The sequence below is a fragment of the Marinobacter sp. genome (assembly GCF_041984545.1).
Classification (GTDB): domain Bacteria; phylum Pseudomonadota; class Gammaproteobacteria; order Pseudomonadales; family Oleiphilaceae; genus Marinobacter.
The window spans coordinates 1-23930 of sequence record NZ_JBHIXV010000020.1 but is presented as its reverse complement, the minus strand read 5'-3'; the positions used below and the strand labels follow the sequence as shown (position 1 = coordinate 23930).

Below are 23930 nucleotides of genomic sequence, written 5' to 3'. Positions count from 1 at the left end.
AGTCGCGCCTGCGTTCTTGGCCGGTAAGGCAATGTGGTACATTTCAGCATGATCAATCAATCGCCCAGGCGAGCAAAAAGATGGTGGTCTCAATGAGTCAGTGGAAACCCGGTTGGACAACGGCGCCGCCCGCTGCGGGCGACCTGATCCTGGCGCTCCATCGTCAGGGAATCGTGAAGCCGTCGTCCGGCTGGTTGCACGCGGCAAACGGTGCCCTGTTTTCGCAGGGCATGCCGGAGGCCGTGTCGCTTGGAAGTCTGGGCGAGTGCGGCGTGTTCGTTACCGAGATGCCGGAAGATGCCGCTGCCGGGCGGGAGGTGATTCCGCTACGCGACGCCCTGCTGATGATGGAGGATGCGCCTGCGGCAATGCTCAGCACCGGTTTCCAGGTATGGCAGTGGTGGCGGGATCACAGGTATTGCGGCCGATGCGGTGAACTGACTGGCTTCCACGCTGTGGAGCGCGCCAAATGGTGTGATGCCTGTGGCATACCCTGGTATCCGCGGCTTGCGCCCTGTGTGATCGTGGTTATCCGCAGGGCGGATCGCCTTCTGCTGGCAAAATCGTCGAGGGTCAAGCGGCATTTCTACAGTTTGATTGCCGGGTTCGTGGAACCGGGTGAGAGCCTGGAGGAAGCGGTAAAGCGGGAAGTGAAGGAGGAGACCGGCCTGGACGTCAACAACATCCGTTACCACGCGTCCGAACCCTGGCCGTTTCCCCACCAGCTGATGGTGGGTTTCTTTGCCGACTACGCCGGTGGTGAGCTGGTGCTGCAGGAGGATGAACTGGCGGATGCGGACTGGTTCCTGCCCGGCGACACGCCCCCGGTGCCGCCGCAAACCACCATTTCCGGCCGGCTTATCCGGGCCATGGAGAAAGAGATCGCCGAGGGAGGCCTTCCGCTTTGAAGACAACGCGCGGCCCCAGGATTCTGGTATTCGACTCTGGCGTGGGCGGCCTCAGCGTCGCCGACTGCATTCATCGGCAACTGCCGGGGCTGGATCTGGTGTACCTGGCCGATAACGCCGGTTTCCCCTACGGCGACAAGCCGGAGGCCGAGGTTGTCGAGCGCTGCACCCGCCTGATTGCGAGCGCACTCGGGGTGTACGCCCCTGATGTGATTGTGGTGGCCTGTAACACGGCCAGCACGGTGGTGTTGCCCCACCTGCGCGCAATGACCAGCGTACCCGTGGTGGGTGTGGTGCCGGCCATCAAACCGGCGGCGGCAAAAACCGTCAATCGCAGAATCGGGCTCCTGGCAACACCCGCTACGGTGCGCAGGCCCTACATTGACCGTCTGATCGAGGAATTTGCCAGCGACTGCCTCATCGAGCGTATCGGTCACCCGGGGCTGGTGAGCTGGGCTGAGAGGCTGGTTGCCGGGCACGCGGTTCCGGAAGGAGAACTGACCGAAGCAATGGCCCCTTTCCGGTCTGCGGCGGTGGACACGGTGGTGCTGGGCTGCACCCACTACCCGCTGTTGCTCGAGAGCCTGCGTAAAAGTTTGCCCGGGGTGCGCTTCTGGGTGGACTCCGGCGAAGCGATTGCCCGGCGGGTGGCCTGGCTGCTGGCCGAGGCGGGGTTGGCGGTTCCTGGCGCGGACGTTCACCCGGATGATGCATTGGCAGGCGAAAAAACGGCCGTGCTGGCAGCTCTGTTTTCCGGTCCCGCGCCTGAGGGCATTGCCCCGTTCATGGCTGGGCTGGGCCTGTTGCCTGCACAGGTTGCCGGTAACTGGCCGGCGGAGCCCGGCGTCAGAGCAGCCGGGTCAGCTTGAACATGGCCAGGAACTCAACCACCGGCAGCGCCCGGCGATGGCAGCAGTAGGTCTTGAAATTCTCGCCGCGGAAACGTGACTTGGTGAACTCCAGCCCCTTGAAGTTATACAAGAAGTTGCCTTTCTCATAGACCCCGTGCATCAGCCGCTTCAGGAGCCGGCTTTCCTGGTGCTCGGTAGCAGGATCCAGTGACAGCGGGATAAGGCCGAGATCGAGAAAGGGCACCCCTTCGGACTTGAAGACCTCCATGGCATGGGCCATGAGGGTGTAGAAAATGCCCTGGCGGAAGTCGGCGTTGGCCCGGGAGATGTTCGGCACGTAGCTGATGATTTCGTTATTCCGGTAGATCGGGTCAAAGTAGATGAAGCCGACCGCCTTGCCATCCTGGTAGGCGTAGAAATGCCGCTCATTCTCCCGATAGTCCATCTCCATGGGGCGGATCAGGAACCGGATTTCATTGCTCTTGCACTTGCGGGTACGGATCCAGGCTTCGGAAATTTCCCGGGTATGGTCGTCGCTGAAACGCTCCTTGACCACAATGCCGTTCTTCTCGGCCTGGTTCAGGGCCGTGCGCAACACCTGCTTTTTCTTGCCGGTCAGGGACCAGCGGGCCAGATCAATGCGGGACTCGCAGCCAAACTGGGTGCCGTAAAGGCCAAATCTCAGATGCAGAAAGTCCACCACGGCCTTGGAAACCTGAATGTAGCAGGCGTTGGGGAACCGCTGGTGGAAGCTTTCCAGCAGGCTGCCGAAGTCTTCCGGGGCGCACACCGGATCGGACAGTACGAAGGTACCGCCCCACTTGCGCATGTAGGCAATGTAGCCGACGCCCGGTACATCGAAATATTGCATGCCCGGCTGCAGGGTGGAGAAGGATTGGGAATGGATGCCGTATTTTTTCAGGTAGCCGACACGTTCACTGAAGGTGAATGAACCGCTTTCCAGTGCGCCGATCCTGTCCAGGGCAAGTATCTGATCCGTCATGTCTCTGCTCCCCGTGTCTTGTTATTGGTGGTTACGTGTCGGCGCTCAGGCCTGCTTGCGCCCGAGAATGGACCAGTAGCAGTTCATGTTCAGAAGCTTGAAATGCTTCTTGTCGGTAACCTGCAGGCCCAGTCGCTGCATGTGTTCGGGGTAGTTGTAGATTTTGTGAAAGGCGTTGTTGGCGAACAGCCAGAAGATGAAAACGGCCATGTACCAGTAGAGTTTCTTGAACAGACGCGAGAGGACGTTGCCGGTGGGATAGCAGAAATCGCCTACCACGACCCGTGCGTCGGCCTTGCCGAGGCGGATCAGGTGCTCAAGCACTCGCACCATCATGTCTTCGTCAAACACGTTCAGGAAGAAGTTGGCCACCACCATGTCGTATTGCTCGAACTCTTCCACCTTCATGATGTCGCTGTGAATGCGGCGGATGGTCAGCTCGGGTGCTTCTTTTTCCTGGGCCTCGGCAAACTTGCGCAACATGGTTTCCGAGAGGTCCACCACGGTAACGTCGGCGCCGAGTTCGGCGGCGCGGATGGCATCGCGGCCATGACCCACGCCGGCAAACAGGATGCGATCGCCGGGACGGACCGTTTCCACGTCGAGCATGGCGGTTTTGCACCGGTGGATGTTCTTGCCGCTGTATAGGTTGCTGAGGAAATCGTAAACCGGACCAATGTACTTGTACTTGTCGCGCATGATGACAGCTGCCTGTTTTTGTTCCCTGGATGCCACCACCTTTGTTGTCGTTTTCGGCCCGAGCGAGGGCAGGCCGTATCGGTGGTTGGCGCCTTGTGAAAATGAGCTTAGAGAACAGGGTGGGAGAAAGATGTGCAGCACTGCGCATTTCCGGATACATAAAGTAACGCACTGCAATACTTTGCTAACCAGATCGCGCTTTTATATCGGAGTGTCCGACAATGGATAATTGGTATTCAGAAGGATGCGGCGCGGGCCTTGGTAACTCCCAGGCTTCGGGACACTTCAGCCGCTGGCCGCGCGGGGCCGTAGAAGAAGCCCTGCACCTGGTGGCAGCCCAGACTTCTCAGATATTCCAGTTGTTCGTCAGTCTCCACGCCTTCGGCGACAATTTCGAGCTTCAGGCCATGGGCCATGGCCACAATGGCGTTCACAATGCAGGCGCCGTCTTCACCGCTGCGGATGGCCTTGACGAACGACTGGTCCACTTTCAGCGTATGGATGGGCAGTCGGTGGAGGTAATTCAGTGAGGAGTAGCCAGTACCAAAATCATCGATGGCAATGCGGACGCCGAACGACGCCAGTTCCCGCAGTTTCTGACTGATCTGCTCAAGATCGTTCATGATCACGTTCTCGGTGATCTCGATCTCCAGATTGCCGGGTGGGAAATCGTGGGCCTTGACCTGCTGCATGAGGGTTTCGACAAAGCGGGGGTGCTCCACCTGGATCGGTGACAGGTTGACCGCCAGTCGAAGGTCCGGATGCCCGGCACGGATCCAGTGGCCCACATCCTGGCAGGCCTGGTCGAGCACGCGCTCGCTCAGTTGCCCGATCAGCTTGGTTTCTTCCGCCAGGGGCAGGAAATCCCGAGGGTAGAGTAGCCCCCGCTCAGGGTGCTGCCATCGCACCAGTGCTTCCAGGCCAACCACCCGGTTGGTGCGGGAGCACACCTGGGGCTGATAGAACACCCGCAGCTCGTCCCGTTCCAGCGCCTGGCGCAGGTCCCGTTCCAGGTTCAGCCGGTTGGCGGTGTCGATGCTCATGCTCTGCGAGTAAAAACGATAACCGTCCTTGCCCTTGGCCTTCACGTGGTACATGGCAATATCGGCGTTCTGGATCAGTTGATCCATGCTTTCGCCGGCTTCCGGGAAGATGGTGATGCCGATACTGACGCCCACGAACACCTCGTGATCGCCAAGCTGGAAGGGCGCGCGGAGGGCGTCAATGAGCTTCTTGGCAATCTGCCGGGCATCTTCATGATTGTGGATCGAGGGAAGCAGCAAGGTGAACTCATCGCCGCCAAAGCGGGAGAGGGTGTCGCCCTTGCGCAGGCACTTTTCCAGCCGGTGCGTGACCGCCTGCAGCAACCGGTCGCCCATGGCGTGCCCCAGGGTGTCGTTGATCACCTTGAAACGGTCGAGGTCCAGGAACATCACCGCCAGCTTCTGCCCGCCCCGTTTGGCATGGGTGATGGCCAGCTCGAGGCGGTCCTTGAACAGGGCACGGTTGGGTAAGCGGGTCAGCAGGTCGTGGTAGGCCTGGAAGTTGATGAAGGCTTCCGCCTCCTTTCTTTCGGTTACGTCACGGGCGGTTCCATAATAACGGGCACCGTTGCCGTTGCCGCCGCCCTGGGTGACGCCGGAATGGGGCCAGGTCTGTGGATCAATGGGGAAGGCGGTGATTTCAAAGTGGCGTGTTGCCCGCCGGCTGCCCCGGGTTTTCAGGCGCAGTTCCAGGGTTCTCGGGTTGTCAGCGGTGATGTTCGGACCTTTAAGGGCCAGGGTTCCCCGGGTGACGTCACGATCGTCGAGAATGTGCCTGAAATGCTGTCCGCACAGCTCCTCCGGTCGGTAGCCCAGCAGGCTCTCCACCTTGCTGTTCACAAAACAGAAGCGCCCTTCCTGGTCCAGCATGAACACAATGTCGGGCGAGCTGTTGACGATGTACCGATGCAGGGCCTCGGATTTCTCCAGGCGCATCTGGATGTGCTGGTGGGCTTCCAGAAGCGTCTTCTTGCCGATGACGCTTTCCACGGTGGCGAGCAGCTCTTCCGGGTCGAAGGGTTTGCGGATGTAGTCGAGGGCGCCGCGCCGGAGCGCGCGGCTGACGGAGCTGAACGAACTTTCTCCGCTGACCACAATAATTCCGCAGTCCGGCTGACTCTCGGCAAGACGCGCCATCACGTCGAACCCGTTTACTTCCGGCATTCGCAGGTCCAGAAGCGCCAGATCGAAGGCCTGCTGGCTGATCAGGTCACAGGCTTTTTGCCCGCCGTGGGCTTCGAAAACATCGTAGCCCCGGCTACGTAGCAGCGAGGCCAGCGTATTGAGCAGGCGGGGTTCATCGTCTGCTACCAGAATCCGTGCCGTTAACCCGTGACTGAAAGGCTGATCAGAGTGTTCAGGTGCCATCGGTCTGTGTCCATTGTTTCTGCGTCAGTCGTTCTCGTTCTTTTTGTGGCTGGCCGCCGGCAGCAAAATCCTGAAGGTGGTGCCTTCCTGCCCCGTGCGACAAGCGATGATGCCCTCCATGTCATCAACCAGCTGCTTCACAATACTCAGGCCCAAACCGCTGTGGCCCTCTCCTTTGGTGGTGCTCACCGGCGCGAACAGTCTGTCCCGGATCTCATCGGGAATCCCTGCGCCGGTGTCTGAAATTTCGAGCTCTACCCAGGTTCGCTGATTCTGCCATACCGGGGAAGCTGTCTGTAGGGTAACGGTGCCGCCGGTCTCCGGCAGGCTTTCGGCGGCGTTGCGTACCAGGTTGATCACCACCTGGCGTATGCCGGTGGGCCCAGCCGCTACCAGAGTTGGGCTGGCGCAGAGCTTCAGGGCCAGTTGCCGGTTGCCCTCGCTGAACACACTATCTTCAAGGATCCGGGCCAGGCTTTCCAGTTCCGTGTTCAGTTCCACCCCTCCGCCACCGTCGCCAAGGGTATCGGCGTGGCTCATCTGCAGCAGCAGGTTGCCCGCCCGGTCCAGTTCGTCCCGTATCACATCCAGTTCCTGCTGCACGTCGGCGTCGTCCATCCGGCTGCGCAGCTGGTAGATGTACTGGCGAATGATGGTCAGCGGGTTGCTGACTTCGTGAACCTGTCGGCGCAAACGTTCCCGGGCCATGTCCTGGTCCAGCTTTCTGGCATCCAGTCCACCCGCACCTGTATGCATGGCCCGGTTGGCAAGCACCGAGGCAAGCTCGCTGGTAAAAATCTGTGCCAGCTCGCGGGTATTTTCGAGCGCGTCGTTGTCCGTGCCGAGCGCAAAGACCCCGGGGCAGTGCGCGCCGCTCTGCACCGGTATGGCCAGCAGGGAAGGGGTGTGAAGCAGTGACAGCAACTGTCTGTCGAGCACCGTCGGGGCGCGGTCGCCAAGACCCACCGGCAGGCCTGAGATAAACGCCTCGGTGAGTACGCTGCCCCCGGCTTTGGCGGTCACCGCCAGTTCCGGTACCTCGCCGATGGTTCCTGAAAGGAGCACAAGGTTGTCGCCTGCATGTCCGAAGCACAGGGCGGGGAGACCGGTTACCAGGGTCAGGCTGTTGACGGTTTCGGCGAGGATGTCATCCACCTCGCCGTTGATATCAGCCAGACCGATGGCCTGGCTGGCCATGGCCTGGCGCAGGATCGTCTGTTTGAGTTGGCGCGACGCACTTTCCCCGCAGTAGTCCTCGTCCAGGGGAATGCCGAGCGAGGCCGCCATGCCGGATACTTCGTTACTGATTCGCCGGTTGATTTCCCGGGTAAGTTCTTCATTCAGACCAAACACAGTGCCGGCTGCGGCAATGCCGGCGGCGTCCGAGAGTGCGAGCCGGGTTGCCAGGCTGATCAGTTTCACCAGGTGGCCCGCGTCTCGCAGCTCGTTGGGCAAGGCCTGCTGATACCGCATGGCATCGGCGGCCATGGGCCCGAGACCCCACGCGGTGACCAGGTCTGCGGCAATTTCCGCCTGGCAGTCAAGATAGTGTTGCTTCGCCTCGGTCGCTGGCGTTTTAATAGCAATCAATTCACCAATGTTGTGCAGCATGCCCAGCATGAAGGCCTCGTCCGGCTCCCGGTACCGGGTGAGGGTGGCGAGGGCTCGAGCGGTCAGCGCGGTGGTCAGCGAGTGACGCCAGAAATCCCTGAGCTGCTGCCATTCGTCACCGCCGAGCTCGAACAGGAGCTGACGCAGCGCGGCAGTGAGCACCAGGGTGTGGAATCTATGGGTGCCCAGGCGCAACAGGGCCTGGTCCACCGAGCGGATCGGCGTTGAGGGCCCGTACAGGGCTGAATTGGCAAGGGCCAGTATGCGGGCGACCAGGGCGGTGTCGGCCGAGACAATCTCGCTGATGGTCCTGTAGCTTTCGTCCTGATGACATGCATCGAGCGCCCGCAAGGTAACTTCCGGGAGGCTCGGTAGCTGTAGATCAGGCGCAATGTGCATAGGCTTACCTGCCGTGCAGTGAGACAGTCTATATATGACGGAGTGTTCATTCTTATTGTCGAAAAGAGCTTAGACAATAATCCGTCGTTATTAAATACTTATTGCTCTTTTTTTAAGCAATATATTATCTAATCCGTGATATGTGTAGAATTTTTACAGATTAGATGATCCAGACCGTAAAATCAGGGACTCCGATTACCGGTGATGAACGCCAGAGAGCCTTCCAAGCACAATCCGAACCAGCCCCGGACGATCGCCGTCACCGGGGGTAAAGGTGGGGTAGGCAAAACGTCGGTCGCCCTCAACCTGGCGTTGACCCTGGCGCGGCAGGACAAGCGCGTGCTGCTGCTTGATGGCGATACCGATCTGGCGAATGTCAGCATCATGGTGGGGTTGTACCCGCGCAGGACTCTCGCCAATGTCATGGCCGGGGAGTGTCCGCTTGAAGACATAATTCTCGAATCCGACTACGGCCTTCACATCGTGCCCGGTGCCTCCGGGGTTCAGGACTGTATGGATATGGGGCAGGCCGAGAGTCTGCGAATACTCCGGGCGCTGAACAACCTCGAGAGCCGTTACGACTATGTGATCACTGATACCGCCGCCGGCCTCCAGGCTGCCGGCCTGCACATGATCGCAGCGGCTGAGCTGGCTTGCGTGGTTGTTACCCCCGATCCGGCGTCGCTCACGGATGCGTTTTCCCTGATCAAGGTGTTGCGGCGCCGTGGCTACAGCCGGATTCCCAGTATCCTGGTCAACATGGCCCAGGGCGCAAGCCAGGCCCGCTCAGTGTTCCAGCGCCTGGACTCCGCGGCGCAACGTCACCTGGGCATTACCCTGCATTACATGGGCGGTATCTGGCGGGACGAAACCCTCCGCCAGTCCGTTCTCAACCAGAAGCCTGTGGCCCTGCTCCCGGTATCCGACCCTTCGTGCCGCCAGTTCCACACTCTGGCCGACATGCTGGATGTCCGGTTGTCCCAGTTACCGCCTCGCAAGGCCGGTATTGCTGCCTACTGGCACCGGGTTTCCCGCCGGGACGCCCCGAAGCCGGATGGCCAGCAAACGCAGTCGAATGGTGAGCAGCCGGCAACCCGGCCGGCGCCCCGGAAAGAAAGTGTTCTGGAGGCGGTCGGTGAACTCGAGGCGGTGTTCGGCCAGGGTGAGGTGGAGCCTTTGCTGCGTTATGAGGCGTTTACCCGCCTGTTTGCACTGTTGGGAAGCACGCTCGACAGCGATGCAGTGGAGATCATCCAGACCGGTCTCGGTTCGATGAACTGGGAAAACCTGGATATGGAACGCCGGAATCACCTGGCGGCCCATCTCCGGAACCTGGCGGACCAGGTGGCCCCGACAGCGGCGCGAGTTACCCCGGAAACCCAGCGCGCGCCGGCCCAGAGCGAACCGGTCTATGACCGAATCAGCTTTGGCGAGCAGGACCGCCTGGTGCGGGTCCTGCGGGAGCAGCCCGCCGATATCTCCCTTGATCAGCTGCTGCGTTCCCTGTCTGGCAACAGCCGCGACGGGTCCTGAACCACCCTCCACATCTGCCACCATTTTTGTCATTTTATTAGCACTTTTTGTAGCGTAACTTTGCTCTGTGTCACCGCCCTGTCACGAGAGTTGTGCAAGGATTGACCATATTTCGTGATCGTGGCCCGTAATATGCAACGGGTCTGGTGCAGTCGGTTCACCTATTTTTAACAGCCGGCAGGCCCTGGCCGGTGTAGCACAGTCATTGAGAAGGAGTTCTCCCATGGCAAAACAGCCGTTGAATCCCAACGCGTCTTCACGAGTCCTCGAGCAGCTCCGGGGAAAGCATGTTCTGATCACCGGTACCACAGGTTTTCTGGGAAAGGTGGTTCTTGAGAAGCTGATTCGGGCTGTTCCGGATATCGGTGGCATCCACCTGCTGATCCGAGGCAACAAACGCCACCCCGACGCCCGCGAGCGATTCTTCGAGGAAATTGCCACCTCGTCGGTATTCGACCGCCTTCGCCAGGAAGACCCCGATGGCTTCGACACCTTCATCGATGAGCGCGTTTTCTGTGTGACCGGCGAGGTTACCGAGCCACTGTTCGGCCTGCCCGCGGAGCGTTTCCGCAAGCTCGCAGCGGGTCTCGATATGGTGATCAACTCCGCGGCCAGCGTGAATTTCCGCGAAGAGCTGGACAAGGCACTCGCCATCAATACCCGGTGTCTTGATAACGTTGCCGAACTGGCTCGCCAGAACGCGGCCCTGGCCGTGCTTCAGGTCTCCACCTGCTACGTCAATGGCATGAACTCCGGTCAGATTACCGAATCGGTGATCAAACCCGCGGGCGAGGCGATTCCCCGAAGCACTGAGGGATACTACGAAATTGACGAGCTGGTGCGACTGCTGGATGACAAGATAGCGGATGTCCGCTCGCGTTATTCCGGTAAGCAGCTGGAGAAAAAGCTGGTGGACCTGGGTATTCGCGAGGCTAACCGCTACGGCTGGAGCGACACCTACACCTTTACCAAATGGCTGGGTGAGCAGCTCTTGCTGAAGGCGCTCTCCGGCCGGGCATTGACCATTGTGCGTCCATCGATAATCGAAAGTGCTCTGGAGGAGCCGGCACCGGGCTGGATCGAGGGCGTGAAGGTGGCTGATGCGATCATCCTGGCCTACGCCCGGGAAAAGGTCACCCTGTTCCCCGGCAAGCGCTCGGGCATCATCGATGTTATTCCGGTGGACCTGGTGGCGAACGCCATCATCCTGGCAGCGGCAGAGGCCCTGGCCGAAGTGCCGAGACACCGGATCTATCAGTGTTGCAGCGGCAGCTCCAATCCGGTGACGCTGGGGCAGTTCATTGATCACCTGATGGCCGAGTCGAAGGCCAACTATGCCGCCTACGACCAGCTCTTCTACCGTCAGCCGACCAAGCCCTTCATGGCGGTAAACCGCCGGCTGTTCGATGCGGTGGTTGGTGGCGTGCGCCTGCCCCTGACGCTGACCGGCAAGGTTCTGCGCATGTTCGGGCACGATCGTGAACTGAAGATCCTGCGCAACCTGGATACCACGCGCTCTCTGGCGACCATCTTCGGGTTTTACACCGCGCCGGACTACATCTTCCGAAACGATGAGCTGTTAGCCCTGTCGTCCCGCATGGGCGAGCTGGACACGGTGCTGTTCCCGGTGGACGCCCGCCAGATCGATTGGGCAACCTACCTGCGCAAGATCCACCTTGCTGGTCTCAACCGGTACGCCCTGAAAGAGCGCAAGGTATACAGCCTGCGTTCGGCCAAGGCCCGCAAGAAGGCGGCCTGATGGCCTGACCCCGGCCCCGGGTCTGCCCCGGGGCCGGGTCTGCTTGCTCCCTGTTATTGCTCCTGACCCTCTCCACAACGCCCGCTCGGGTTTGCCATTCGTGGTGTTGCAACTATCCTTAGTAAAGCTTCTCGTTCGATGCACGATACCGTTGTTTTCGTGCGCTTTACCGACAGGATCTGTCTAAAAGTTGAGGCGGATTAGGACGTTAGTCTAATTCATTGTGTAGCGGTTCACATGGTGAACTACCTCTATCCGTCTTCAGGGCCGGAGAGGCCCGATTGCTCTGAATTCCAGAACCGATAATGACAACAGTCTCTAGACTAAGGGGGAGCACAATGACTGAGAAGCACCTGTATCCGGTGAGCCCGGAAGTGGCCAAGCAGGCCCTTCTGAACCGTGAACAATACGAGGAGATGTACCGCCAGTCGGTCGAAGACCCGGATGCCTTCTGGGCAGAACACGGCAAGCGGATCGACTGGATCAAGCCCTTCACCAAGGTCAAGAACACGACCTACGACTACAACAACCTGTCCATCAAGTGGTTTGAAGACGGCCAGCTGAACGCCGCCGCCAACTGCCTGGACCGCCATCTGGAAAAGCGCGGTGACCAGACTGCCATCATCTTTGAAGGCGATGATCCCGCCGATTCCCGTCACGTGACTTACCGTGAACTGCACGAGGAAACCAGCAAGTTTGCCAACGTGCTGAAGGGCCTGGGGGTCAAGAAAGGCGATGTGGTAACCATCTACATGCCGATGATCGTCGAGACTGCCGTGGCCATGCTGGCCTGTGCCCGTATCGGCGCCATTCACTCGGTGGTGTTTGGTGGCTTCTCGCCAGAAGCTCTGGGCGCGCGGATTGTGAACGGCAAGTCCCGTTTTGTGGTAACCGCCGATGAAGGCGTTCGCGGCGGGCGGAAGATCCCGCTCAAGAAGAACGTGGATGCGGCCCTGAAGAACGAAGACACCGCCAACGTCGAGAAAGTGGTGGTGGTTACCCGTACCGGCAACTCCGAGGTGCCCTGGAACGACGCCCGGGATGCCCGGTATGAAGACCTGATGAAGTCGGCCTCCGCCGACTGCCCGCCGGAGCCCATGAACGCCGAAGACCCGCTGTTCATGCTGTACACCTCCGGCTCTACTGGTGCGCCGAAGGGTGTATTGCACACCACCGGTGGCTACATGGTCTATGCCTCCATGACTCACCAGTACGTGTTCGATTACCACGACGGCGATGTCTACTGGTGTACCGCAGACTTTGGCTGGGTTACCGGTCACAGCTACATCCTGTACGGCCCGCTGGCCAACGGTGCCATTACGGTTCTGTTCGAGGGTGTGCCCAACTATCCGGACACGTCCCGTATGGGGCAGGTGGTCGACAAGCACAAGGTCAACATCCTGTATACCGCGCCGACCGCCATCCGCGCCCTCATGGCTGAAGGCGAGTCCTGCATGAACGGCACCACCCGCGAGAGCCTGAAGCTGCTGGGTTCCGTTGGCGAGCCGATCAACCCCGAGGCCTGGGAGTGGTACTACCGTGTAATCGGCAACAGCAAGTGCCCGATCGTGGATACCTGGTGGCAGACCGAAACCGGCGGCATCCTGATTTCTCCGCTGCCTGGCGCCATTGATCTCAAGCCTGGTTCTGCCACTGTGCCGTTCTTTGGTGTTCAGCCTGCGTTGGTGGACAACGACGGCAACATCCTGGAAGGCAAGACCGAGGGTAACCTGGTGATCCTGGACAGCTGGCCCGGCCAGATGCGCACCATTTACGGCGATCACGAGCGTTTCGCCCAGACCTACTTCAGCACCTACAAGGGTATGTACTTCACCGGTGACGGTGCCCGTCGCGACGAGGACGGTTACTACTGGATCACCGGCCGGGTGGACGACGTTCTGAACGTGTCCGGCCACCGCCTGGGTACGGCCGAAGTGGAAAGTGCCCTGGTGGCACACGACAAGGTCGCCGAGGCCGCCGTGGTTGGCTACCCCCACGAGATCAAGGGGCAGGGCATCTATGTCTATGTCACCCTGGTGCACGGTGAAGAGCCCACCGACGAGCTGAAAAAGGAGCTGGTTCAGTGGGTGCGCAAGGAGATCGGCCCGATTGCCTCTCCGGATGTGATCCAGTGGGCGCCGGGACTGCCAAAAACCCGTTCGGGCAAGATTATGCGTCGGATTTTGCGTAAGATTGCTTCCAACGAGCACGACCAGTTGGGCGATACCTCTACCCTGGCCGATCCGGGTGTGGTGGACGACCTGATCAGCGGTCGTGCGAACCAGTAACGCCTGTGTGTTACCAGGCCTTGTACCTGTAAGGAACCTTTGAATGGCACAAACAATTATCGTCGCTGATGATCACCCGCTGTTCCGTGCAGCATTGAAGCAGGCGGTCAGTCAGGCGGTGCCGGATGCCGAGACGGTGGAAGTCGACAGCATCAAGGCATTGCAGGCGGCGGTAGAGTCGCACCCGGATGCGGATCTGGTCCTGCTGGATCTCAATATGCCGGGTGCCCACGGTTTCTCGGGGCTCGTGTTCATGCGCGGGCAGTACCCGGGGCTCCCGGTGGTGGTTGTGTCAGGATCCGAGGAATTGCAGGTGATGCGTCGCTCGATCGACTACGGCGCTTCCGGCTTCATTCCGAAGTCGGCGCCGTTGCCCACCATCACCGAAGCGATTCAGGCAGTGCTGGAAGGCGATGTGTGGCTGCCGGATGGCGTCGCCGAGAAGATCGAGCGGATGCATTCAGATGCCACGGATTTCTCGGAGAAGCTGGCGTCGCTGACGCCGCAGCAGTTCCGGGTGCTGGGTATGCTGGCCGAGGGGCTTCTGAACAAGCAGATCGCCTATGATCTGGATGTGTCGGAGGCGACCATCAAGGCGCATATTACGGCGGTGTTCCGGAAGCTTGGGGTTCGGAACCGGACTCAGGCGGTGATTGCGATCCAGCAGATGGAGATCGATCCTTCGGATCAGTCGTTGTCTGGTAGTTGATCGGTTTTTACTGGTTTTAATGGATAGTGAGCGGGAGCCATAGGGCTCCCGTTTTTTTTGCTTTTGGTTTTGGTCCGTTGCCATTCGAGTGGTGCAGAGTGCGGAAGGGCCCCCGCAGGAACGCTACGAGCACCCGCAAGCGGGTCCAGCCAGCAATCATAGATTGCTGGCGTTCGGCTGTCGCATGAAGCTTCGCTTCATAAACGCTCGGCCTCACCCATGTGCGCTTGGCTTTGGCCATCCATGGCCAAAGACATCCTGCGGGGGCCCTTCCGCACCCCGCACTTCAGCTTCCGTGAACGACTTTCCTGCTTAATTAAAACGGTACAGCTGTTCCAGTCTATTTCGTATTCTTCTCATTTTCTGAATTTTGGTATTGCGATAACTGCATTTGTTAGTTAAATTCAGCGCACAGTTGTACTCTGAAATAATGTTTCGTGACTGTATTTAACCGACTAACCAAAGGTGACAAATGAACGCTGCCGTACAACCCGAATCTCTCGGTCATGCCGTTTTTGGTAAGCCCGATGAGCGGGAACTCAGGGACAGGATGAAGAAGGAGCTGCCGGCGGATACGTTCAGGCCGCAAACCTGGCGGGTGGTCTGGTTTCTGCCGTTGCAGTTGATGATCTGGGGTGGCATTGCCACCATTCTGCTGGCGGGGTTGCCCTGGTATGCGAATCTGGGGCTTGGGTTGCTGGTGGGGCATACCATCGGTTGCCAGGCGTTGCTTGCCCATGAGGTATTGCACGGGGCGCTGGGGATGAGCCGGCGCTGGCAAAATTTTTTTGGCTGGCTCGGGTTCGGGCCGTTGATTGTGCCGCCGGAGTTCTGGCGTCGTTGGCACAACGTGGTGCATCACGGTAATACCAACGCCGGCGATACGGACCCGGACAGTTTCGGGACGTTGCGGCGTTACAAGACGGACCCGAAGCAGAAGAAGTTCACCAAACTGGCTCCCGGTTCAGGGACGTGGTACAGCTATCTGTTCCTGACTTATTCCTTTACCTTCCACGCCCAGCTGGTGCTCTGGTTCCAGGCGAAGCGGCGGAAGCAGTTCAAGGGGTTTGACCGCCGCAAGGCCATCCAGCAGTCGTTTGCCTGTGTGGCGGCCTGGGTCGTGCTGGCAATTTTGTCAGGGCCCCTGGCTGTGTTTACCGTGCTGGTTCCGTTCATGGCGGCCAATGCGCTGGGGCAGGGGTATATTCTCACCAACCATTTCCTGCGACCGCAAACGGCGACCAATAACCCGCTCGACAACTCCATGAGCCTGCGCAGCCACCCGCTGCTGGATCGGCTGCATTTCCGGTTCAGTCATCACGTGGAGCACCATTTCTTCCCGAAAATGGGCCACAACATGGCGCCCCGTGTGCGCCGCTGGCTGGAGGAGAATCATGGTGGGCGGTATGTGGCCATGCCGCACAGTACGGCGCTGAAGCTGCTGTACAGCACCCCCCGGGTTTACAAGTCATCGACCGAACTGGTGGATCCGAATAACCCGGAGAGGGTGTTTGATTTGTTGCCCTTGCAGAGCCAATACGCAGCAAAAACTCAGAGCTAAGGTTTCGGCTAACTCTGAGGAGTGAGCGCCGGGCTAGAATGAGCACTCTTACTTGCTCCCGGCGTACCCCAGTTCCTTGTCCACCAGGTTGAACAACTCCTCGCCTTTGTGCCAGCGGTCAAAGTTCTCCAGGAACTGGTCGGTAAGCGCCCGCTTCCAGCCGATGAAATCGCCGGCCATGTGGGCAGTCATGGTCACGTTTTCCATGTCCCACAGAGGGTGATTTTCCGGCAGTGGCTCCTCCTCGAAGACATCCAGGCCGGCGCCGGCAATCTCGCCGCTCTGGAGGGCGGCGATCAGGTCGTCGGTCTTTACGATGGGGCCACGGCCAATGTTGATCAATCGGGCGGACTTTTTCATGGCCTTGAATGCCTTCTCATCGAACAGGCCTTCGGTCTGGGGTGTCAGGGGGGCGGCGATTACCACAAAATCGGCGTGCCCCAGCTGCTCGTACAGGTCGTCGTTGCCGTGTACCGCCACAAAATCCGGATCCTCCTTGCGGGGCTTGCGGGCAATGCCGTGGGCCTGCAGTCCTGCGGCGCCAACCAGGCGGCCGATCTGGCGACCGATGGAGCCGGCGCCCACCACAAGTACCTGCTTGCCTTCTGCCCGCTCGGTATCCCGGTGCTTCCATTCGTGTTTCATCTGCAGGCGTATGGAATTGGGAAAATCCTTGGCAAACATCAGGATGGTGCAGAGCACATACTCGGCAATTGTGCGGTCAAAAATGCCCCGGGCATTGGTGACAACGACGTCGCCCTTGATCAGGTCCGGAAACATGAGCGCGTCCACGCCCGCGCTGGTGGCGTGGATCCATTTCAGCCTGTCGGCCGTGTGCCAGGCGGCTGCCAGCGCTTCGGTCCGGAAATCCGTGACCATCATGATGTCGGTTCCCGGCAGGGTATCCCGAAGAGTTTGCTCATCGCAGGCGAATCGCACATCGGCCCGGGCCCGGACTGCGTCCATTCCCGGCGGCTCCTGCTCGCCCGGCGCGGTGAGAACGGTTACAACGGGTTTGTTGTGCTGGGTCATTGGGCCTCCGCCTTGTCCGATGAGTGAACGTGCGCCCGGTGCTTTCGAGGGCACATAAACAGTCTGGTCGGCGGGTCTCGCCGGGTCAACTTCGCTGGCCGATGAATTTGCCCTGAAAGCGCCCATGACCGTACTTTCACGTACCTCATCTTTCTGCCGTTTTGTCTTGTAGAGGCTTCCTATACTGACTAACCTGCAAGAGACGATGAAATCAGCCCTGTCTGCAGGAGGTGTTTATGGCAGAAGCCGCCAATAAAGATACTGGCCAGTCCAAACCGCGTCGTGTGAAATACCGCAAGACCAAGGCCAGCTGGAACCCTGCCATGCAGGCCATTCCGGTGCCGGGCATCCGGCGCATGGTGAACATGGCGGCCACCATGAAGGATGTGATTCACCTGTCAATCGGCCAGCCGGATCTGCCCACCCCCAAGCACGTGATTGATGCCTACATTGATGCACTCAACGCCGGGCAAACGGGCTATACCATGGATGCCGGTCTGCCGGAGCTTCTGGTGGCCCTGCGGGATTATTACGGCAAGCGCTACAACCGGAAGCTGACGCGGGACAACATCCTCATTACCAGCGGCGCCACCGAAGCCATGTACCTGGCGATTTCCGCCACCTCCGCGCCGGGACGGCAGTTCATTGTCACCGACCCGTCGTTCCTCCTGTACGCGCCGCTGATCCGCATGAATGGTGGTGAGGTGAAGTTCGTGCCGACCAGGGCCGAGAATAACCACCAGCTGGATCCGGATGAAGTAATCCGGGCCATGGGATCCCGCACCTTCGCGCTGATCCTGAACAACCCGAACAACCCGACCGGGGCCGTGTATCCGCGCAGTACCGTGGAAACCATCCTGGAGGAGTGTGCCTACCGGGGCATCCAGGTCTACGCCGACGAGGTCTATGACCACCTGATCTTTGATGACGATGACTTTGCCAGCGTGCTGAACTGCTCGATGGACCTGGACAACATCATGTGCATCAGCAGTTTTTCAAAAACCTACAGCATGGCGGGGCTGCGGGTCGGCTGGGTGATTTCGAGTCAGGCCGCCATCAAGTCGCTGCGTCGGTACCACATGTTCACCACCTCGGTGGCCAACACGCCCTCCCAGTATGCCGGAGTGGCGGCGTTGACGGGTGATCAGCAGTGCGTGCGGGACATGGTGGATATCTACCGTGAGCGGCGCGACAAGGTCGTGGAGCTGGTCGACCAGACCCCCTACATGACCGGCTACAAGCCCGGGGGTGCGTTTTTCGCGTTTCCCGACCTGCCGCCCCACGTGGACGGTTCGGACCTTGCTCTGCGAATGCTCAAGGAGACCGGGGTGTGCATGGTGCCCGGTGATGCCTTCGGGGAGCACTGCACCAATGCGGTCCGCATCAGTTTCTCCACGACCTGTGAGAAGCTCGAGGAGGCCTTTGATCGCGTCATCCCCTGGATGGCTAAGCAGCAGTTCTGAGGAATCGCCATGTCCGCCCTCGACTCCGTGCTGGTCCAGTGCCCCTACTGCTGGGAAACACTGGATATCAGCATTGATCCGTCGGTGGCCGAGCAGGAGTACGTCGAGGACTGTCAGGTATGCTGCCAGCCGATTCTGTTACGGGTTGTCATAGATGACAACCTGACCCCACACGTAGAGGCCAGAGCCGAGAATGAATAGAACACCCTGGAGAACCCTGTGTTCTTCGCTTTTACTAGTGACGCTGGCTCTGGCCAGTGGCTGTGCCAGCATGTCGCCCTATTCGATCTCCGAGGGTGAACTGGAACGCCACCTGAAGGATGTGGTGAGCGAGTACGACCGAAAACAGCTCAATAGCGGATCACCCCTGAGCCTCAGTCTCGAGGGCGCTGACATTACGCTGGGTCCCGACGGGCGGGACGTGGCCGTGATTGATGTGCGGGGGCAGGTGGCACTGAATGCCCTGCTGACAAAGCTGCCGGTAGATATTGCCCTGAAGGTGGAGGGTGCGCCTGTCTACGACAGTGCCGAGAAGGCAATCTTCATCCGGCGGCTGCAGTTGCTGGAGAGCAGCATCGACTCGCCATTGTTCAAGGGCGATCTGAAGCCGGTCACGGATACCGTGATGCGGGTGGTGGCCCAGATGCTGGAAACCATGCCCGTCTACCGGCTGAATGAGGCCAATTTTGCGGAACGGATGTTCGGCATGATGCCGGTGGACGTGCGGGTTGCCCCTGGCCGGCTCGAATTCGTGATGGCCGACCAGTAGGGCATTTGCCTTACGCCTGCAGGCGTTGACACACGGCGGAGCCGATCTCGTGGGTGCCGCGTCTGGCGCCGGCGTTCTCCGCCAGATCTGCCGCCACCGCATCGAACAGTTCCTTGCCTGCCGCGGCAATGGCCGGGTCCTTGCGTCCCAGCCATTCCAGCATGCGGGCAGTGGTAAACAGCATCGCAGTGGGATCCGCGAGGCCCTGGCCGGCAATGTCCGGGGCGCTGCCATGGGTAGGCTCGAACATCGACGGCATGTCGGCATCCGTGGGGTTGAGGTTGCATGAGGGTGCCACCCCCATTCCACCGGACAGCACCGCGGCCAGGTCGGTCAGGATGTCTCCCTGAAGGTTGCTGGCCACCACCACGTCGAACGCCCAGGGGCTCTGCACGAACTTCATGCAGGCGGCGTCTACCAGCTCATGGTGGGTAGCGACATCCGGGTACTCCTGGCTGATCTCCTCAAAGGCTTCGGTATACATGTCGCCCCAGTAACGGAGGGCGTTGCGCTTGGTGATCAGGCACACCTGGCTTTCGCAAGTGCGGCCGTCCAGAGTTCTGAAGGTTCGCGTGCGGCCCTCCTTCACCCGGTCTGCTGCACGGTTACGGGCCTGCTCAAAGCCGTAGCGAATGATGCGATCGGTCGCCTTGCGGGTAAACACTTCCATCTGGGTGGCCACTTCGTCCGGCGTGCCCTTGCGCAGGCGACCGCCCTGACTCACGTACTCACCCTCCGAGTTTTCCCGGATTACCAGCATGTCGATGTCTTTGGCCCGCTCGTCAGCCAGGTACTGGCGCGCCCCCGGCAGGAGCCGGGCCGGACGCTCGCATACCCACTGGTCGAAGCCCTTGCGCATGTCGAGCAGGGGCGCGAGTGAAATACTGTCGGGAAGCAGGTAGCGGTCAGGGTCGTCCACCGGTCCCGGATCGCCCAGTGCTCCGAGCAGGATGGCGTCGTACTTCCGCAACTGTTCCAGGGCATCGGCGGGCATCGATTCGCCATGCTCTTCATGCCAGGCGTGGGACGGCCAGGGAAAACGGGTCCACTCGAGGGCAAGGCCATGTTTGGCACGCAGGCATTCCAGGCACCGGACCGCCTCAGCCACCACTTCAGGGCCAATGCCATCGCCCGGGGTGACCGCGATTCGGGTAGATTGGGCCATCAGAAAACTCCTTTTGGGACTATACGCGTATAAAGTAAGTTCCAGTTTAGTCATGTGAACGCCGGATGCCACCGTAAACTGAAAACGGTTTTACCGGCGAAGTGTTCACAGCTATAGTGAATCGAAAATACGTATTAGAAATCCGAAAATACCGCCAGCAGTAGAGTGCAGGAGTTTCTGTGAATCAGCCCGCCGTGTTGTTTGATGAGTCTCATTGCGAGCAGTGTGCCTGTGGTGAGGGGTTGGATTTTTCCTTCACTTTCGCCTTTCAGCCGATCGTCGATGTTCTTAACAAGAGCGTTTACGCCTACGAGGCCCTGGTCCGGGGTACCGAGGGTCAGGGTGCCATGAGCGTGTTGTCTCAGGTAAATGACCGCAACCGGTACGCCTTTGATCAGGTTTGCCGGGTGAAGGCCGTCAAGCTCGCTGCGAAGCTGGGTATGGACACCATGCTCAGCATCAACTTCATGCCCAATGCCGTGTATCGCGCGGAATACTGCATTCGTACAACGCTTGCCGCCGCCAAGACCTATGATTTTGATACCCGGAAGATCATTTTCGAGCTGACCGAGGACGAGAATCTCACATCCACCTCTGTTGACCATCTTGTGTCGATTATTGAGGCGTATCACGAGATGGGATTCAGCACGGCCATCGATGATTTCGGTGCGGGATTCTCCCGATACAACATCATGATGGCGAGCCCGCCCAACCTTTTGAAACTGGACATGGCGCTGGTGCGTGACATTCACGACAAGCCCAACAAGCAGGCTGTCGTGGCAGGGATCATCACCATGATGAAACAGCTGGGCGGTCAGATCATTGCCGAAGGCGTGGAAACCAAGGAAGAATACTTCTGGTTGAGGTCTCAGGGCATCAACCTCTACCAGGGCTACCTTTTCGCGAAGCCCGGTTTCGAGAGCCTCCCCGAGCCGGAGTTTCCGGCTTGATCCGGGCCTGAACAGACGGGAAACATACCTTGCTCTATCGAATCATTACTGTCGTCGGCGGGCTGGTGTTCGTCATCATCCTGTTCGGGCTGGTCTGGTTTTTTTGCCGGAAGTTCCTGGAACATCATGGGGTGACCGATCAGGTCAAGGACCGTGCCACCGTCCTGGCTACCTGGACCTTTGCGGGTATCAGTGTGGGCCTGGTCTTCGCCGTGGTGGGTGCCCTGGTACTGGGTCCCTGGGCCTTCTATCGGACGCTCAGAGGCCACGGCGTGGACATCTCCGATGGTGTCGCCGTCTGGTGGGGGTTTGCCATTGTTCTGGCGTCACTGCTTATTACCGCACTGGGTTTTTTCGGTTTTCTGATGCTGGTCGGCGCCTACTGACCGGCTCTTTCGCCCGCCCTGTTCTGGATTCTTAGGATGATGCCTCGCCGGGATTTCAGGTCGCAGGCGAGCCGCTGACAGCCCGCAGTTGCTCACGAAACCAGATAAGTGCCGGCTCCCGTTCGTAGGCTTTGTGCCAGTAAAGATGCACATCGATTGAAGGCAGGTCCGCTGGCGGATCCATGATCCGGATACGGGCTCGCTCGGCAATGATACGGGCGTAGGCCTCCGGCATGGTCAGCAGCAAATCGGTTTCCTCGACCACCCGGCAGGCCGCGTAGTAATGCTGGCACCTCAGCCGGATATTGCGCTGCACCCCGAGCCGGGAAAGCTCGAAATCCTCAATGCCCGGGCCTTCTGCCCGCGATGACACCAGAACATGCCTGGCAGAGAGATAGCCGTTCATGTCCAGTTTGCCCGAAGCCAGCGGGTGTCCCTCCCGGGCCAGCACCACCAAACGATCACGACGCAGTAGCTCGTGGGCCGTCTGGTTGCTCACCGGTAGCAATACATCCACGGCGAAATCCAGTTTGCCCGCCGCAAGCTGCGTCTCCATCTCCCGCCGCGCGACGCGCTGACTGGCGATTTCCAGTTCCGGATAGGCGTTGAGCCGACGCATCAGGCGGGGCAGGAAGGTGGATTCAAGAATATCGCGCAGGCCCAGGGAATAGGTTTTACGCTGGGTGGCCGGGTCGAATGCGTGAAACTGGTTGACCGCCCCCTGGATCTGGGTAAGGCCCGGGCGCATGGATTCCAGGAAACGGCGGGCGAGTGGTGTTGGCACCATCTGGTTGCCCTGGCGGGTGAACAGTGGGTCGTTGAAATGATCCCGCAGCCTCGAAAGTGAATGGCTTACCGCCGGCTGTGTCAGGTGCAGGGCCCTGGCGGCCCGCGTCAGGCTCCCCTCCCGATAGATAGTGTCGAAAACATGGAGCAGATTCAGGTCGAGGCGATTGAGGGCCATGATCGAAGTCCGTTAATCAGGTCGCTGTGAATAAGTCATTCTTATGATAAACGATAAGAAAAATTCAGTCGCGTAATACTTTGCCCATCCCCTAGACTGTTTCCAACGTGAATTTTCGTGCACCCCGGGTGCAACCGTCAGCGAGGATACGGCGATGGATTTCAATATTTCCGAAAAAGGCCAGGATTATCTGAACCGTGTAAAGCGCTTCATGAAGGAGGAGATCTATCCGATTGAAGAGCAGTATCACAGGGAGCTGGCTTCTCTGGACAACCGCTGGGTGGTGCTGCCCATCATCCGGGAGCTGAAGGAAAAGGCCAGGGCCCAGGGCCTGTGGAACATGTTTTTCCCCGACGAGAAATACGGCTGTGGCCTGCTGAACTCCGATTACGCACTGATTGCCGAAGAAACCGGTCGCAGCTTTATCGCGCCGGAGATCTTCAACTGTAACGCGCCGGACACCGGCAATATGGAAGTTCTGATCCACTACGGTTCGGAGGAGCAGAAAGCCGAATGGCTGCCGCGCCTGCTCAGTGGCGAGATCCGCTCTGCCTTCTGCATGACCGAACCGGGCGTTGCCTCCTCCGACGCCACCAACATGGAAGCGACCGCGGTGGTTGAGGGCGACGAGGTGGTGCTCAATGGCCGTAAGTGGTGGAGCACCGGCATTGGCCACCCGGACTGCAAGGTCGCCATCTTCATGGGCCTGACCGACCCGGATGCCCACAAGCACCGCCGCCACTCCATGGTGCTGGTGCCGTTGGATACTCCGGGCGTGAAGGTGGAGCGCATGCTGCCGGTGTTTGGCGCCTACGATGAGCCCTACGGCCATGGTGAGGTGGTGTTCGATAACGTACGCCTGCCCAAGAGCGCGTTCATCGCAGGTCCCGGCCGAGGTTTTGAAATTGCCCAGGGCCGCCTTGGCCCGGGTCGGGTACACCATTGCATGCGCGCGATTGGCGCGGCCGAGCGTACCCTCGAAATTCTGATCAAGCGGGCGGTGAGTCGCGAGGCTTTCGGCCGGCCCATTGCCAAGCTGGGCGGTAACCCGGACATCATCGCCAATGCCCGCATGGCCATTGAGCAGGCCCGGCTTCTGACTCTGAAGTGCGCCTGGGCTCTGGATACCAAGGGCATCATGGGGGCGCTGCAGGAGGTCTCGATGATCAAGGCGGTGATCCCGAACATGCTTCAGACCATTGTCGATCAGGCCATTCAGATCCACGGCGGTGCCGGGGTCAGTGATGATGACTTCCCGCTGACCCAGTTGTTTGCCTATGCTCGGGTATTGCGCCTGGCCGACGGGCCCGACGAGGTTCATCGAGCCATGGTTGCCCGGCTGGAGCTTCGGAAGTACAAGAGCTAATACCTCGGTGCTGGAGCGGGCGGGGCTGGCCGTCCACGTCATCCGCGTCCCCGACGGCGAGCAGGCCAAGTCCACCGAGACCCTGGCCGCGCTGTGGAGCCGC

General features: G+C 59.8%; 20 protein-coding genes. 13 read left to right on the top strand and 7 right to left on the bottom strand.

Annotated features, from left to right (window positions below; translation table 11 throughout):
- The first annotated feature begins 92 nt into the window (after nucleotides 1-92).
- The gene (gene nudC, locus ACFC20_RS10955) at nucleotides 93-908 is read left to right on the top strand and encodes an NAD(+) diphosphatase (RefSeq protein WP_375183493.1); all 816 of its coding nucleotides are present in this window, start codon (nucleotides 93-95) and stop codon (nucleotides 906-908) included.
- The gene (murI, locus tag ACFC20_RS10950; RefSeq protein WP_375183494.1) at nucleotides 905-1777 is read left to right on the top strand and encodes a glutamate racemase; all 873 of its coding nucleotides are present in this window, start codon (nucleotides 905-907) and stop codon (nucleotides 1775-1777) included. Before nudC ends, murI begins: the two co-directional genes overlap by 4 nt.
- Here the strand turns inward: murI and ACFC20_RS10945 are convergent.
- From ACFC20_RS10945 to ACFC20_RS10930, 4 genes are all read right to left on the bottom strand, one after another.
- Nucleotides 1755-2762, bottom strand: coding sequence for a DUF2156 domain-containing protein (locus ACFC20_RS10945; protein ID WP_375193048.1), 1008 nt, complete (start codon nucleotides 2760-2762; stop codon nucleotides 1755-1757). The genes murI and ACFC20_RS10945 overlap by 23 nt on opposite strands.
- A 45-nt stretch (nucleotides 2763-2807) precedes the next feature.
- The gene (locus ACFC20_RS10940) at nucleotides 2808-3461 is read right to left on the bottom strand and encodes a class I SAM-dependent methyltransferase (protein WP_375193047.1); all 654 of its coding nucleotides are present in this window, start codon (nucleotides 3459-3461) and stop codon (nucleotides 2808-2810) included.
- Between the two features lie 236 nt (nucleotides 3462-3697).
- Nucleotides 3698-5872, bottom strand: coding sequence for an EAL domain-containing protein (locus ACFC20_RS10935; RefSeq protein WP_375193046.1), 2175 nt, complete (start codon nucleotides 5870-5872; stop codon nucleotides 3698-3700).
- A 24-nt stretch (nucleotides 5873-5896) separates the two neighbouring features.
- Entirely contained in the window at nucleotides 5897-7882 is a 1986-nt protein-coding gene (locus ACFC20_RS10930; protein WP_375193045.1) for an HDOD domain-containing protein, read from the bottom strand.
- A gap of 204 nt (nucleotides 7883-8086) precedes the next feature.
- Here ACFC20_RS10930 and ACFC20_RS10925 point away from each other — a divergent pair, with 204 nt between their 5' ends.
- From ACFC20_RS10925 to ACFC20_RS10905, 5 genes are all read left to right on the top strand, one after another.
- Nucleotides 8087-9415, top strand: a complete 1329-nt coding sequence (locus ACFC20_RS10925; protein WP_375193044.1) for a MinD/ParA family protein — start codon at nucleotides 8087-8089, stop codon at nucleotides 9413-9415.
- Between the two features lie 223 nt (nucleotides 9416-9638).
- A complete protein-coding gene (locus ACFC20_RS10920; protein ID WP_375193043.1) occupies nucleotides 9639-11174 on the top strand; it encodes a fatty acyl-CoA reductase in 1536 nt (511 codons plus the stop codon).
- Nucleotides 11175-11512: 338 nt separating this feature from the next.
- Nucleotides 11513-13462, top strand: a complete 1950-nt coding sequence (gene acs, locus ACFC20_RS10915) for an acetate--CoA ligase (protein WP_375193042.1) — start codon at nucleotides 11513-11515, stop codon at nucleotides 13460-13462.
- A 43-nt stretch (nucleotides 13463-13505) separates the two neighbouring features.
- On the top strand, nucleotides 13506-14171 hold the full coding sequence (locus ACFC20_RS10910; RefSeq protein WP_375193041.1) for a LuxR C-terminal-related transcriptional regulator: 666 nt from the start codon (nucleotides 13506-13508) through the stop codon (nucleotides 14169-14171).
- Nucleotides 14172-14643: 472 nt separating this feature from the next.
- Nucleotides 14644-15732, top strand: coding sequence for a fatty acid desaturase family protein (locus tag ACFC20_RS10905; protein ID WP_375193040.1), 1089 nt, complete (start codon nucleotides 14644-14646; stop codon nucleotides 15730-15732).
- Nucleotides 15733-15780: 48 nt separating this feature from the next.
- Here the strand turns inward: ACFC20_RS10905 and ACFC20_RS10900 are convergent, their stop codons facing one another.
- Nucleotides 15781-16764, bottom strand: coding sequence for a D-2-hydroxyacid dehydrogenase (locus ACFC20_RS10900; RefSeq protein ID WP_375193039.1), 984 nt, complete (start codon nucleotides 16762-16764; stop codon nucleotides 15781-15783).
- Between the two features lie 236 nt (nucleotides 16765-17000).
- On the opposite strand from ACFC20_RS10900, the gene ACFC20_RS10895 reads away from it, so the two are divergent.
- From ACFC20_RS10895 to ACFC20_RS10885, 3 genes are read left to right on the top strand one after another with little or no spacing between them, the layout of a single operon-like run.
- Nucleotides 17001-18227: a pyridoxal phosphate-dependent aminotransferase gene (locus ACFC20_RS10895; protein WP_375193038.1), complete on the top strand. Its 1227-nt coding sequence runs from the start codon at nucleotides 17001-17003 to the stop codon at nucleotides 18225-18227.
- Nucleotides 18228-18236: 9 nt separating this feature from the next.
- Complete coding sequence (locus ACFC20_RS10890) at nucleotides 18237-18428, top strand: CPXCG motif-containing cysteine-rich protein (RefSeq protein ID WP_091991466.1); 192 nt, start codon at nucleotides 18237-18239, stop codon at nucleotides 18426-18428.
- On the top strand, nucleotides 18421-18996 hold the full coding sequence (locus tag ACFC20_RS10885; protein WP_375193037.1) for a DUF1439 domain-containing protein: 576 nt from the start codon (nucleotides 18421-18423) through the stop codon (nucleotides 18994-18996). Before ACFC20_RS10890 ends, ACFC20_RS10885 begins: the two co-directional genes overlap by 8 nt.
- Before the next feature lie 10 nt (nucleotides 18997-19006).
- Here the strand turns inward: ACFC20_RS10885 and ACFC20_RS10880 are convergent, their stop codons facing one another.
- Nucleotides 19007-20161, bottom strand: a complete 1155-nt coding sequence (locus ACFC20_RS10880) for an isocitrate/isopropylmalate dehydrogenase family protein (RefSeq protein ID WP_375193036.1) — start codon at nucleotides 20159-20161, stop codon at nucleotides 19007-19009.
- Nucleotides 20162-20340: 179 nt separating this feature from the next.
- Between ACFC20_RS10880 and ACFC20_RS10875 the strand changes: the two genes are divergently transcribed.
- Together ACFC20_RS10875 and ACFC20_RS10870 are read left to right on the top strand one after the other, a co-directional pair.
- Nucleotides 20341-21111: an EAL domain-containing protein gene (locus tag ACFC20_RS10875; RefSeq protein ID WP_375193035.1), complete on the top strand. Its 771-nt coding sequence runs from the start codon at nucleotides 20341-20343 to the stop codon at nucleotides 21109-21111.
- 29 nt (nucleotides 21112-21140) lie between these two features.
- The gene (locus ACFC20_RS10870; RefSeq protein WP_375193034.1) at nucleotides 21141-21497 is read left to right on the top strand and encodes a hypothetical protein; all 357 of its coding nucleotides are present in this window, start codon (nucleotides 21141-21143) and stop codon (nucleotides 21495-21497) included.
- A gap of 55 nt (nucleotides 21498-21552) precedes the next feature.
- Here ACFC20_RS10870 and ACFC20_RS10865 read toward each other — a convergent pair whose 3' ends face one another.
- On the bottom strand, nucleotides 21553-22461 hold the full coding sequence (locus ACFC20_RS10865) for a LysR family transcriptional regulator (protein WP_375193033.1): 909 nt from the start codon (nucleotides 22459-22461) through the stop codon (nucleotides 21553-21555).
- 154 nt (nucleotides 22462-22615) lie between these two features.
- Here ACFC20_RS10865 and ACFC20_RS10860 point away from each other — a divergent pair, with 154 nt between their 5' ends.
- On the top strand, nucleotides 22616-23827 hold the full coding sequence (locus tag ACFC20_RS10860) for an acyl-CoA dehydrogenase family protein (protein ID WP_375193032.1): 1212 nt from the start codon (nucleotides 22616-22618) through the stop codon (nucleotides 23825-23827).
- Nucleotides 23828-23930: the final 103 nt, after the last annotated feature.